The sequence below is a fragment of the Peribacillus sp. V2I11 genome, assembly GCF_030817135.1.
Taxonomy (GTDB): domain Bacteria; phylum Bacillota; class Bacilli; order Bacillales; family DSM-1321; genus Peribacillus; species Peribacillus simplex.
Map to the genome: position 1 here is coordinate 3,650,172 of NZ_JAUSYW010000001.1, position 12,183 is coordinate 3,662,354.

At 41.6% G+C, this 12,183-nt stretch carries 14 protein-coding genes and 1 riboswitch; of the genes, 10 read left to right on the top strand and 4 right to left on the bottom strand.

What is annotated here, in order from left to right:
- Window positions 1–18 precede the first annotated feature (18 nt).
- The 6 genes from QFZ73_RS17795 (at window position 19) to QFZ73_RS17820 (ending at window position 6,583) form a co-directional block, all read left to right on the top strand.
- Window positions 19–1,137, top strand: a complete 1,119-nt coding sequence (locus tag QFZ73_RS17795; protein ID WP_307268880.1) for a GerAB/ArcD/ProY family transporter — start codon at window positions 19–21, stop codon at window positions 1,135–1,137.
- Between the two features lie 19 nt (window positions 1,138–1,156).
- Window positions 1,157–1,387, top strand: a complete 231-nt coding sequence (locus QFZ73_RS17800) for a YczF family membrane protein (protein WP_251429798.1) — start codon at window positions 1,157–1,159, stop codon at window positions 1,385–1,387.
- A gap of 172 nt (window positions 1,388–1,559) precedes the next feature.
- Window positions 1,560–4,769, top strand: a complete 3,210-nt coding sequence (locus QFZ73_RS17805) for a DEAD/DEAH box helicase (protein ID WP_307268886.1) — start codon at window positions 1,560–1,562, stop codon at window positions 4,767–4,769.
- Between the two features lie 227 nt (window positions 4,770–4,996).
- Window positions 4,997–5,479: a DUF2975 domain-containing protein gene (locus QFZ73_RS17810; protein WP_307268888.1), complete on the top strand. Its 483-nt coding sequence runs from the start codon at window positions 4,997–4,999 to the stop codon at window positions 5,477–5,479.
- 10 nt (window positions 5,480–5,489) lie between these two features.
- A complete protein-coding gene (locus QFZ73_RS17815) occupies window positions 5,490–5,711 on the top strand; it encodes a helix-turn-helix domain-containing protein (protein ID WP_307268891.1) in 222 nt (73 codons plus the stop codon).
- A gap of 80 nt (window positions 5,712–5,791) precedes the next feature.
- Complete coding sequence (locus QFZ73_RS17820; RefSeq protein WP_307272882.1) at window positions 5,792–6,583, top strand: DUF817 domain-containing protein; 792 nt, start codon at window positions 5,792–5,794, stop codon at window positions 6,581–6,583.
- A gap of 193 nt (window positions 6,584–6,776) precedes the next feature.
- Here QFZ73_RS17820 and QFZ73_RS17825 read toward each other — a convergent pair whose 3' ends face one another.
- From QFZ73_RS17825 to QFZ73_RS17835, 3 genes are all read right to left on the bottom strand, one after another.
- Window positions 6,777–7,091, bottom strand: a complete 315-nt coding sequence (locus tag QFZ73_RS17825; RefSeq protein WP_063232560.1) for a DMT family transporter — start codon at window positions 7,089–7,091, stop codon at window positions 6,777–6,779.
- Window positions 7,091–7,432, bottom strand: a complete 342-nt coding sequence (locus QFZ73_RS17830; RefSeq protein WP_307268894.1) for a DMT family transporter — start codon at window positions 7,430–7,432, stop codon at window positions 7,091–7,093. Before QFZ73_RS17830 ends, QFZ73_RS17825 begins: the two co-directional genes overlap by 1 nt.
- 72 nt (window positions 7,433–7,504) lie before the next feature.
- Window positions 7,505–7,605, bottom strand: a riboswitch (guanidine-I (ykkC/yxkD leader).
- Window positions 7,606–7,816: 211 nt separating this feature from the next.
- Complete coding sequence (locus QFZ73_RS17835; RefSeq protein ID WP_307268897.1) at window positions 7,817–8,788, bottom strand: DMT family transporter; 972 nt, start codon at window positions 8,786–8,788, stop codon at window positions 7,817–7,819.
- Between the two features lie 505 nt (window positions 8,789–9,293).
- Here QFZ73_RS17835 and QFZ73_RS17840 point away from each other — a divergent pair.
- Window positions 9,294–9,578 carry a transition state genes transcriptional regulator AbrB gene (locus tag QFZ73_RS17840; RefSeq protein ID WP_053536026.1) on the top strand — a complete coding sequence of 95 codons (285 nt, stop codon included), beginning with the start codon at window positions 9,294–9,296 and terminating at the stop codon, window positions 9,576–9,578.
- A 59-nt stretch (window positions 9,579–9,637) separates the two neighbouring features.
- Here QFZ73_RS17840 and QFZ73_RS17845 read toward each other — a convergent pair whose 3' ends face one another.
- On the bottom strand, window positions 9,638–10,075 hold the full coding sequence (locus tag QFZ73_RS17845) for a GNAT family N-acetyltransferase (RefSeq protein WP_251429811.1): 438 nt from the start codon (window positions 10,073–10,075) through the stop codon (window positions 9,638–9,640).
- A 493-nt stretch (window positions 10,076–10,568) separates the two neighbouring features.
- On the opposite strand from QFZ73_RS17845, the gene QFZ73_RS17850 reads away from it, so the two are divergent.
- From QFZ73_RS17850 to QFZ73_RS17860, 3 genes are read left to right on the top strand one after another with little or no spacing between them, the layout of a single operon-like run.
- The gene (locus tag QFZ73_RS17850) at window positions 10,569–11,087 is read left to right on the top strand and encodes a YfiT family bacillithiol transferase (RefSeq protein ID WP_373458953.1); all 519 of its coding nucleotides are present in this window, start codon (window positions 10,569–10,571) and stop codon (window positions 11,085–11,087) included.
- 34 nt (window positions 11,088–11,121) lie between these two features.
- Complete coding sequence (locus QFZ73_RS17855; protein WP_307268909.1) at window positions 11,122–11,634, top strand: GNAT family N-acetyltransferase; 513 nt, start codon at window positions 11,122–11,124, stop codon at window positions 11,632–11,634.
- 22 nt (window positions 11,635–11,656) lie between these two features.
- The gene (locus tag QFZ73_RS17860) at window positions 11,657–12,148 is read left to right on the top strand and encodes an SRPBCC family protein (protein ID WP_307268912.1); all 492 of its coding nucleotides are present in this window, start codon (window positions 11,657–11,659) and stop codon (window positions 12,146–12,148) included.
- Window positions 12,149–12,183 lie beyond the last annotated feature (35 nt).

Sequence of the window (12,183 nt, forward strand, 5' to 3'; positions counted from 1 at the left end):
AAAGGAAGTGGCATCCTCATGGAAAAGGCAAAAATCAGCGCTTACCAGCTGTTCGTCCTTATTTTCCTGTTTGAAATGGGCAGTGCACTTTTGGTTCCGCTTGCAGGTGAAGCCAAGCAGGCTGCTTGGCTAGTCATCCTTATTGCGATGATAGGCGGATTTTTATTATTTTTCATTTATTATGGCCTTTTCCAATACTACCCTGATCTGCTGTTAACGGAGTTTGTAAAACATATATTGGGGAATTTTCTGGGCAGGATCGTAGCTTTTCTATACATCCTTTATTTCATCTATCTTGCTGCAAGGGTTCTGAGGGATTTTGGAGAAACACTGCTTACTTTTGCCTATCCTCAAGTTCCGTTATTTTTTGCGAACGCGGTATTCATTTTAGTCGTGGTGTATACGGTCCGTAAAGGGATAGAAGTATTGGCGAGGACGGGGGAACTATTCTTTGTCTTGGAGAATTTACTTTTAATGACCTTCATGCTTCTGATTGTCCTTTCAGGCATGATCCATTTAAATAACTTAAAACCCATTTTTGAAATGAGCGGGACAGAGATGATGAAAATGGGTTTCACTGAAACCGTATTCTTTCCATTTGGCGAGATCATTGTCTTTTTAATGATTTTCCCTTATTTGAAAGAACCTCAGCGACTGAAAAAAATTGGAATGGGGAGCTTGGCGACTAGCGGTATTTTTCTCGCGATAATAATGGCCGTGAATATTGCTGTACTTGGTGTGGACCTTACAACACGTTCGCAATACCCTCTCCTTACCCTCATTCAGTCAATAGAGGTCGCTGGCTTTCTTGAACGTCTCGATGTATACTTCTTGTTTTTGTTGATGATTGGCGGGTTCATCAAGATAAGTGTATTTACTTATGTAGCGGTAACGGGTACGGCGAATGTTTTCAATGTTAAACAGCCCTCCAGACTTGCTTACCCTGTTGGCATGATCATTTTATTGATTTCAATTATTATGGCAAGCAGCTATACGGAACATATCCACGAAGGGCTAGGTGCCGTGCCAAATTACATCCATCTGCCATTTCAGGTGATCATCCCGTTGCTTCTCTTGATCATTGCCTTTTTTAAAAATCGAAAAAAAAGGAAGACAAGCACCAAAATAAGTTCCTAAAAGGTGGAATTGATGAGAAATGAAGATCTTTGGTATTACAGTTTTGATCCTAGCCCCTTTGGTGGTCATATCTTTAGGTATGGATATATTAATGGGATTTGATTTGGATAATTCAATCAAGCATGCCTTTAACCCATTTTTGGTGAAGGACCCTGTTGAACTTATCCTTTTTCTCATTCTTCTTGCATTCCTTGTGTTCAGCTTCTTTTATCGAAAAAAAAAGAAAGGCAACACCAAAGGACAACAATGATGGTGCGAATTCCCCTTGCTGAAATAGAGATGAACTCCGTATATGGGAGTTTGTCTTTTTGCTTTTTTACAACCCCGTAAACCCATTTCATAGTATGATGATAAAATGAGTATATTTTTCAGCGGATTTTAAAATCACTCAACAACAAAACCTCGGGAGGAGGACGGCAATTTTGGATATCAAAATAAATCAAAAAATCATAAAAGACATGTGCGGGGCCGTCTCCTTCAAAAGAGGGGAAGCTTTTCATCGTGCCAATAAAGTGACATTTGAAAGTTACCGTCATGCTGGTTGTGAAGCAACGGTTAAAGGAAAGGAAGACTTCCATGTCACGATTGAAGTGGATGCTGCCGGCGGATTTCAGACGAAATGCAGCTGTCCTTCGCTAGCTTCCTTCCAAAGGGATTGCCAGCATATTGCAGCCGTCCTGCTGTCGGTTTACGACCATCAGCGAGATGGAACGATTCCTGAGGGCCTGCATGCATACAGTTCTAATAAGAAGTTGTCAGAGGGCTTGTTGACCCTTTTCAACAATCAGCCTGTACGCAAAAGCGGTCATCAGCGCCACTTTGAAAAAAGAAAGATGCTTGAAGCGGAATTTACGTGTAAACCAGTATGGATGGGAACGGAACAATATATGTTAGGACTGGAAATGAAAATCGGTTCTTTCAATGTGGCGAATGTCCGGGATTTCCTGAAGCGAGTTAAAGATGGAAAGCCTGCCCAAGTGTCCCTATCATTTATATATGACCCGGTATTGCATTGTTTTCAGAATGAAAATGATTCCGTGCTTCAGGAGCTCATTAAAGTGATAACGGATGAAAAAGTCTATGTTGACGCCCTGAATGACAAAACAGAATATACATTGGACAATAACTTATTACTTTTGCCTCCATCTTCTTTTCGAAGGCTTGTACCCATCCTTGAAAGAGCGCCATTGGTGAAGCTTTCCCATGGGAGCCATACATTCAATGGTTTTCGTTTATCAAACGGACCGCTTCCTTTACAGTTTGACTTTACCGAAAGCGAGGTCAAAGGGTATCAACTGGAAATTAATGGGTTGCATGAGATGATCGTCATGAATGCATACACATTGGTTCTATTTGAAGGGAAATTGGTTCAACTCGAAAATGAGGATTGCCAGCGCCTTTCAGAGTTAAAGCAAATGATGGAGGATTCGGGAATGAATCAAATTCCAATCCATCATGACCAGCTGGAATTATTCCTGGATAAAGTGGTACCAGGTTTGAAAAGACTCGGTGAAGTCCATATAGCAAGATCCATCACCGAAACGTTTTTGAAGACACCTCTGGTTGCAAAGTTATACTTGGATCGAGTGAAAAACAGGCTGCTAGCGGGGCTGGAATTCCACTATGAAAATATCGTGATCAATCCTTTGGAAAAAAAGGAAACCAGGGCAGTCTCCATGCTTATTAGGGATGTGGAGAAGGAGGCGGAGATACTAAAGCTTATGGAGGATAGCCAGTTTGCCAAGACGGACGGCGGCTATTTCTTGCATAATGAAGAGTTGGAGTATGGGTTTTTGTACCACATCGTTCCGAAACTCCAAAAGCTGGTACAAATCTATGCCACGACGGCTGTAAGAAACCGGATTTCCCGTGGGAATGCTGCACCGCGCATTAGGGTCAAAATTAAAAAAGAACGTACTAATTGGCTCGAATTCAAATTTGAAATGGATGGTATCCCAGATAAACAAATACGTGAGGTCTTAGCGGCGCTTGAAGAAAAAAGGAAGTACTATCGTTTAAGGAATGGATCGCTGCTTTCCCTTGAAACAAGGGAATACGAGGAAATCAATCGTTTTCTGAATGCACTGCCCGTACAGGATGAAGACCTGGAAAGCACGCTGAACATGCCAATCGTAAAAGGGCTGCAGCTCCTTGATTCCGTGAATGACAGCCAGACATTCACAATGGAGGAATCATTCCGTCAGTTTTTGGATAATATCAGGAATCCGGGCGCCTTGGAGTTCGTGGTGCCAAATAGTCTAGGCCCGATCTTGCGCGAATATCAAAAAAACGGCTACAAATGGATGAAAATACTTGCCCAATACGGTTTTGGCGGGATTCTTGCTGATGATATGGGTCTGGGGAAAACACTGCAAAGCATCACGTTCATTTTATCCGAGTTACCTGACATCCGTAAGAAAAGGGTTCCGGCGCTTATTGTCTGCCCATCATCATTGACCTACAATTGGCTGAGCGAATTCACTAAATTCGCTCCTGATATACAAGCCGTCGTCGTGGATGGCGACAAGACGGAAAGGTCGAAGCTGCTTAAGGAAGTGAAGGACGTGGATGTAGTGATCACCTCTTATCCATTGCTCCGGAAAGACATCACTTCGTTTGAAAAAGAGGACTTCCATACGGTGTTTTTCGATGAGGCACAGGCCTTTAAGAACCCAGTGACACAAACGGCACGAGCAGCCAAGAAGATAAAAGCGGCACATCGCTTCGCGTTGACCGGTACGCCCATCGAGAATTCACTAGAAGAGCTCTGGTCCCTTTTCCACGTCGTATTCCCTGAACTATTCATGGGGTTAAAGGGATATAGCAACCTCTCAAGGAAGCAGATTTCCCGCAGGATCCGTCCATTTTTGCTGCGGAGAATGAAAGAGGATGTACTAGCGGAATTACCGGAAAAAATCGAGTCGCTGGAATCGATGGAACTGCTTCCTGATCAGAAGAAACTGTACGGCGCCTATCTGGCGAAGCTTCGGCATGATACGCTGAAACACCTGGACAAGGACACCCTCCGGAAAAATCGGATCAGGATCCTCGCTGGCTTGACCCGGCTTCGGCAAATATGCTGTCACCCCGCCTTGTTTGTGGACGGATATAAAGGCAGTTCAGCAAAATATGAGCAACTGATGCAAATTGTCGAGGAATCGAAGCATTCTGGAAGACGGGTGCTGATTTTCTCACAATTTACAAAAATGCTTCAAATTATCGGCAGGGATTTGGCCATGAAGGGACAGCCCTTTTTCTACCTGGATGGACAAACCCCATCAAAGGAACGTGTGGAAATCTGCAATCGGTTTAATGCAGGAGAACGGGATATATTCCTCATTTCATTGAAAGCGGGCGGTACGGGTCTCAATCTGACGGGTGCCGATACAGTCATTCTATATGACCTTTGGTGGAATCCGGCAGTTGAAGAACAAGCGGCGGACCGTGCCCATCGAATGGGGCAGAAGAATGCGGTTCAAGTCATCAAACTTATTGCCCGTGGCACAATCGAAGAAAAAATGAATGAACTTCAAGAGAAAAAGAGACACCTTATTGAAGAAATCATCGACCCTGGAGACAAGTCGTCATCTGCACTTACAGAAGAGGATATCAGGGAAATCCTGATGATATAAGGTTTCAATTAAGCCTAAGTTAACGAGATAGTTATTAAGGGGACAAGTGATATATTGAATGGTTGTTATGGAGCATTTCTTTGTAATGAGGAATGCTTTTTTTATTTTTTTAATGAAAAGGATATTTCGGTAACAATAATAATATAATAAAAAACAATAATGTTTTATTGTAAAACGATAAATCGTGTGTTAGATTAAATGGACAATAAATAAGTGAGGTGCTTTTTATGAAACTAGGAACAACACTCTTTTTAAAGATAGCTGTTATCCTTATTGGAATTCCAGTTCTTGCTTTGTGCATCTTTGTGGTGCCTGAGATAGCGAATTTTGCAGCAGAATTATATCCGGATATGACTTATTTGAAATATCTCGTTTTAATCGATATGTATGCATCGGCGATACCTTTTTACTTTGCTCTATTTCAAGCCTTTAAACTTTTAAGCTATATTGACAAGAACAAAGCTTTCTCGGAATTATCTGTAAGAGCTTTAAAGACTATAAAAAATTGTGCAATCACAATCAGTGTCTTGTATGTGGCAGGCATGCCGCTCTTTTATCTCTTGGCGGAAATGGACGACGCCCCAGGTATCATATTAATCGGAATGGTCGTTGTTTTTGCTTCAATGGTGATTGCAGTCTTTGCTGCTGTTCTTCAAAGGCTTTTACAAGAAGCCATCGATATAAAATCAGAAAATGACTTAATAGTCTGAGGTGAATGACTTGGCAATTATAATCAATATTGATGTGATGCTGGCTAAAAGGAAAATGAGTGTTACAGAACTTTCTGAGAGGGTTGGAATAACGATGGCTAACCTTTCCATATTGAAAAACGGCAAGGCAAAAGCGATTCGATTAACAACTTTAGAGGCGATTTGTAAGGCTTTAGAATGTCAACCCGGAGATATTTTAGAATACCGAAATGATGAAGCCACCCAAGATTAAAAAAGTGGGAGAAAAAGAAAGATTTAATCAAAGGGGAGTTACTCATGAATTTAACCATTAAAAAAATGGAGGCACGAATCATGAGAGCACTGAAACAACTCGTTCGTTTTGGTTGGGAGCAGGCATTATCATGTTTGTTTCCTGCCGTTATTTTTGCCTCTTTGGCTATTACAAAATTCATTTCGCTTCCCTTCCTGCCGCGGTATGACTGGCTGCTCATCATCTGCCTTCTGATGCAGCGGTGGATGGTGCGTTCTGGGCTTGAAACAAAGGATGAACTAAAGGTTATCACATTGTTCCACCTTATTGGACTTGCTCTTGAACTTTTCAAGGTACATATGGGTTCCTGGACTTATCCAGAGGAAGGATATCTCAAAGTTTTTGGAGTGCCTCTGTATAGCGGATTCATGTACGCAAGTGTAGCGAGTTATCTGTGCCAGGCATGGAGGAGGTTAAAGGTTGAACTGGTCAAGTGGCCACCTTTTTTGGTCGTTGTATCTCTTGCAGCTGCAATTTATTTGAATTTTTTCACCCATCATTATTGGATTGATGTTCGTTGGTGGTTATCTGGACTTGTAATTTTCGTATTTTGGCGATCGTGGGTCACATACGAGGTTGGTGGAACTCGATATCGTATGCCCATCGCACTTTCATTTGTGCTTATCGGATTCTTTATATGGATAGCCGAAAATATCGCAACGTTCTTTGGAGCTTGGGAATATCCAAACCAAACCGATGCATGGAGTCTCGTTCATCTAGGAAAGGTAAGCTCATGGCTATTATTAGTGATTGTTAGCTTTCTTATCGTAGCGACGCTAAAACAGGTTAAGGGGAAAGACTCCGAGGAGATGGATGCTGGTCATTTTTTATAAAATGACTTCACAACAATTTCTCCTTATTTCAAGTTAGGTAAAAAGACGGCACATAAGGGATATATATATGTGTCGTCTTTGATTTTCTATGCTTTTATATAAAATAGGTCTTGATAACGTAATATCAGGATGGTGTTTGTAATGTGGTGCCATACTCCTTTTTCTTCCTGGTTTCTCCTAAAGGGGGACTTGCCTATGAAACAAGTTTTAATCCCACTGCTGCGCCAAGGACCATGGCTATAAAAACGACCCTTCGCCAATCTTTGGATTCCCCGTATAAGAGCATTCCGATTATCGCTCCGCCTGATGCGCCGATCCCTGTCCAGATAGCATAAGCCGTCCCCATCGGCAAGGTTTGCATGGCAAAAGCAAGAAATAGGAAACTTGCTCCAAATCCGATGAATAACAGAAGCAAGGATTGCCAATTACGGTCTTTGTGCAATTTATTTATCATCGCAACCCCAAACATTTCAAATAACCCCGCTAAGATTAAAGAGACCCAAGCCATTAAGATTCATCCCCTTTCTCAGCTTTATCATCAGTCACTAGCTTCAAGCCGATCACCCCTGATAATAAGAGGAGGATCAATAGCATTTTGCTCAGCTTGAAGGATTCCCCAAAGAAAATGATTTCGGAAAAAACGGTCCCCGCCGTACCCATACCGACAAAAACGGCATATACCGTTCCGACAGGAAGCTTCCTGCCAGCCATTATCATCAAATAAAAACTGCTGATGATCGAAATGACCGTTCCAGACCAAGTCCAAGAGTCATCTGCATGTTTTAAGCCAATCACCCAAAATACTTCAAAAAAAGCTGCAATGAATACTTTAATCCAGTTTGTGCTCATGAAATATCGCACCTCCGATTTTATTCTTTATCAAAAAAACAAAAAAAGCCCAAGAGATAACCGTTAAACAGTTTCTCCCAGGCTTTTATCCTTCCGTGACACAGCATGCTGTGAGTTTTCTCTCGGACCAGACCAGCAATAAGACGCACTGCGGAACCCTAGAAAACCTTTGACATATGCAATTACCTTTCATTATACATACTTTTTGAACTTACTCAAGGTAAAAGTTTAATGAAAAAAATGGATGGTGAGCTTTTTGCCACTTTAAAAAATCATCAATTTATCATGACCTGTCAATGGAAAAAAAGAACGTAGTCAGCTTCTGTTTTCAGCTCAGCTCAAAAAAGCCCCGAAGTCTTATCCGGGGCTTTTTTGACTTGCTATTTAGGCACTCACGGTCCGTTTCCGGGATGAACCTTCCTTTTTATGTGATACATAGCTATGCAGGATCATTCCTATGATGACGATAAAGATGCCGAACCACGATAACGGAGAAGGGATCGGTAAAGATAGGAATAGCAATTCGCCGGCTAGGGCAAAAAGGACCTCCATCGATTGTGTAGCTTCGACTGAAGCTAATTTCTGCATATTTCCCCTTACCAAATCGGTCGCTTTGAAAAAAAGGACCGTGGCAATGACACCTGAAAATAGTGCGACCAAAAGGGATTGGAAACTCTGCATCTTCGTCGGCGCCCCTACTGTAAAGAAACCGTACAATGAAAGCAGGAACCAGAATGGCAGACTCGCCAAAGTCATTCCCAATACACGCTGGTAAGCATCCAAACGTCCTTCGGATACTTCCATCATTTTGCGATTTCCCAAAGGGTATGCAAACGAGGCGATGACGATTGGAATCACTCCCAGCCAAAGATTGGCCATTGAAATGTGCTTGGTGTGTTCCAGTTGCATCAGGATGATTCCAAGCAGGATGATCATGGACATGAGGAGGCCTTTCACGGAAACCTTGCCTCTTTGCCTTTCGAGGCCATCTTTGGTTTGGACTTTTTCAAAAAACAGCGGTGCAAGCAATGCACCCGAAATGATCGTGATTTGCCAAGTGCCGGCGATTAGCCAGCCGGGTGAGTAGGCGGATGCAAAGCATAAAGGAGCATAAAATAACCCAAATCCGACAAAACTCCAAAGCAGCCAAGGACCGGGCTTTTCTCTCATCACTCGTAAAAGCGGACGAAGATTTTTTCTGCCTAATACGATACACAGCAGAAAAGGCACCATAAAGATATAACGCAGCGAAGCACTCCATATCCAACTTCCGCCAGATAACTCCATGGCTTGATTTAAAACAAACGTAAATGCAAAAAAGAAAGCAGAACAAATGCCTAATATAATCGGACGCAATTTGACTCACCTCAATCTGTTTTATGAGTCAGTAAGACTCTGGAAGTAGGGCAATCGTTTCGGCTTTCTGAAAGATTTTTCAGAAATATCCACTATGTCAAAAGCAGAATGAATTTTCGAAAAATTGTAAGCGATCAATTTAAATTGTCCTTCAAAAGCAAAAGAAAATCAACAGGATTCTAGTAGGCTAGTGAAATTCATTCTCCATCATTCGACATGGAATGATAGAGAAATGGCTGTTGAAATTATATGAAGGCGTTTTCATTTTAAAAATTAAATTAACAAAATGTACCAACAATACAAGCGGGAAACATTGTTATGACGCGTGTTATGAAGAAAGCACTAATATTTTATATAAAAATCATATAGAGGCAGATAATATACGAAGATACGAGAATTGACGAATATGGTAGGTAGTGGTATCTTTATAGAAGTGCAAATGATGTCGAATGGTGACGAAATATATAGATGCAACATTCGCAAGAAAGTTAGTGAGGTAAATTAAATGAAATCTACAGGTATTGTACGTAAAGTTGACGAATTAGGACGGGTAGTCATTCCAATTGAACTACGCCGAACATTAGGAATTAATGAGAAAGACGCTCTGGAGATTTATGTAGAACAAGAGCGCATCATCCTTCAAAAATATAAACCAAACATGACATGTCAGGTTACAGGTGAAGTTTCCGATGACAATATGAAACTTGCTGACGGTAAATTAATACTTAGCCCTGAAGGTGCCGAACTTCTGATTAAAGAAATTCAAGCCAGTATGGAAACTGCTAAATAATTAATATACTAGATAAATAGCATTCAAGTGTAGGGAAGGTTTCCCTACACTTTTTTTTATTAAATGGTGAAATAATAGAAATGGTTCGATTCACGGGCGAAACCAATTTTTTCATAAAGTTTCTGTGCTTTTACATTATCCTTGCCTGTCTCCAGTGAAACCCCTTTGGCACCTGTTTCCCGCGCAAAAGTGATGGACGCGTTCAATAACTCCTCGCCAAATCCCTTTTTGCGTGCGGACTCCTTCACGAATAAATCATTCAATACCCATGACCGCATCATACTCACAGACGAAAAAGAAGGATATAATTGTACAAAACCAATAGCATTTCCTTCATCAAAGGCCATAAAAACCACAGACTCCCCATTTGTCAGCCTTTCTCTTAAAAACTCCCTTGCACGGCCGGGATCAGATGTTTGCTCATAAAATACTCTGTATAAATCAAAAAGTTCCGTCAGTGATTCCAGCTCATGTAATGTAGCCTTCTGTATGCTCATAAATGGACCCCCAATTGTTAGAATACTCTCAATTTACCATTTAATTATGCTTCCGACAAATTCAGGACCTCATTTTCAGAGCCAAAAATCAGGATGGAGCTCAAATTGCCAGCATCCTGACTCTTTTCATCATGAAGAGGGCCATTAAACCCAAGTTGAGCAGTAAACTCATGGATTATAAGCGTTTTCTCATAGAATGTAGGAGCAAACTCATGAGATATCAGCGTTTACTCGTGAAATTGGAGCGAATACTCGTGAGTTTGGTCAATTTACTCGTGAAATTGGAGCAAATACTCGTGAGTTTGGCCGATTTACTCGTGAATTAAGACGTTTTACTCGAGAATGGAGCATTATTAAATAAAATTGGGTGATTACTTTTCCAGTATTTTGTCTCTTATTGCAAAACAAAGAATAGCCGTAAAAAGGATTTATCTTAATCGATAAAGAATATTTACTGGATGCTATTTTTATCGAACATCAAGGGGGAATGAAGATGGATTTAAGATACCCGATTGGTAAGTTTCAGTTTGACGGGGAAATTACTAGTGGCGTGGCCGAGGGATGGATCAGGGAGATTGAAGCTTTGCCTGGGATGCTCCAGGAGGCAGTGGGTAACATGGATGATGAACAGCTTGATACGGCTTATCGGCCTGGAGGATGGACGGTGCGCCAAGTGGTGCATCATGTTGCTGATAGTCATATGAATGCGTTTATTCGCTTTAAATTGGCCCTTACGGAAGAAAGTCCGGTCATTAAACCGTACGAGGAGGGGCAATGGGCAGAGCTGCCTGATTATGATTTACCGATTGAAGTTTCTCTATCACTAATCGAAAGTGTACATATCCGAATGTGCAAACTTTTATCGGGTCTTCATGCAGACGACCTGAGCCGAACATTCATCCATCCTGATTCAGGAGAGGTGAATGTCGGTGAAAATATAGGCATTTATGCATGGCACGGACGCCATCATCTGGCTCATATTATTTCTTTATCAAAGCGCCAGGGATGGTGAATATAACTATATCTCCTGAAAGGTTGTGATTACTGTGAATGCTGAGGTGAAAGTCGAACAATTAACATCAATCGAATACCATCTTAATGAACTTTCCGACCTTTTGGTTCAAGTTGTGAATGATGGCGCGTCCATTGGTTTTTTACCTCCCATGAAACAGTCTGGGGCAATTGATTATTGGGATAGTGCCCTAAATCCTGATGTGATTCTGTTTGTCGCGAAATTACAGGGTGAGATAGTCGGGAGCGTACAGTTACATTTATGTTCAAAGCAAAACGGCGGCCATCGTGCGGAAATCGCAAAATTAATGACGCATACTGGTTATAGACGAAAAGGCATAGGACGTTCACTCATGCTAGAGGCTGAGAAGAGGGCCAAGCAGGAGGGACGGACATTATTGGTCCTGGATACAAGGGAAGGAGATCCTTCTAACTCCTTGTATACTTCATTGGGATATATTCAGGCAGGAAGGATTCCTGACTATGCGAAATCGGTAAATGGTGAATTCCATCCGACCATTTTTTATTTTAAAAATAAGATCGGGTAACGAATCGAATGGGGGAATCTAAGTGCAAGCTGTAATCGAAAAAGATGGTAATCGGATTATCGCAAGATTCGATCGTCTGCTCAATCATTCAGTGGAAAAGGTATGGGGTGCTTTAACGGAGAATGATAAGTTGGAAAAGTGGATGTCCAATCTGGAAATAAAGGACCTTCGAAAAGACGGGAACATAAAATTCAATTTCAATGATGGGACAGGGGAATCCTTTGATATGAAGATAAGGGATTTCCGGGAATCTGCCGTTTTAGATTTTGAATGGGGGGACGGCTGGGTTCGTTTCGAGGTATCCCCTGAAAAGGATGGATGCTCATTAGTATTGAAGGAATCCATCCAGCCTGTTAATGATCATACACCAAAGGATTTGGCAGGCTGGCATGTTTGCCTCGATTTGTTGAGCGATTTACTTGATGGTCACCATCAGGACTTTCCAATGGGTGAATGGGAAAATTGGCATATGGAATATACGGAAGCCGCAGCCGTCAAACGAATGGATGGATGAGTGGAATGCGGTGGATATAGAAGACGGCCTAAAAC

Coding starts and splice junctions, on each gene's coding strand:
- QFZ73_RS17795 (WP_307268880.1), top strand. CDS start 19: ATGGAAAAGGCAAAAATCAGCGCTTACCAGCTGTTCGTCCTTATTTTC.
- QFZ73_RS17800 (WP_251429798.1), top strand. CDS start 1,157: ATGAAGATCTTTGGTATTACAGTTTTGATCCTAGCCCCTTTGGTGGTC.
- QFZ73_RS17810 (WP_307268888.1), top strand. CDS start 4,997: ATGAAACTAGGAACAACACTCTTTTTAAAGATAGCTGTTATCCTTATT.
- QFZ73_RS17820 (WP_307272882.1), top strand. CDS start 5,792: ATGAGAGCACTGAAACAACTCGTTCGTTTTGGTTGGGAGCAGGCATTA.
- QFZ73_RS17825 (WP_063232560.1), bottom strand. CDS start 7,091: ATGGCTTGGGTCTCTTTAATCTTAGCGGGGTTATTTGAAATGTTTGGG.
- QFZ73_RS17830 (WP_307268894.1), bottom strand. CDS start 7,432: ATGAGCACAAACTGGATTAAAGTATTCATTGCAGCTTTTTTTGAAGTA.
- QFZ73_RS17840 (WP_053536026.1), top strand. CDS start 9,294: ATGAAATCTACAGGTATTGTACGTAAAGTTGACGAATTAGGACGGGTA.
- QFZ73_RS17845 (WP_251429811.1), bottom strand. CDS start 10,075: ATGAGCATACAGAAGGCTACATTACATGAGCTGGAATCACTGACGGAA.
- QFZ73_RS17850 (WP_373458953.1), top strand. CDS start 10,569: ATGGATTTAAGATACCCGATTGGTAAGTTTCAGTTTGACGGGGAAATT.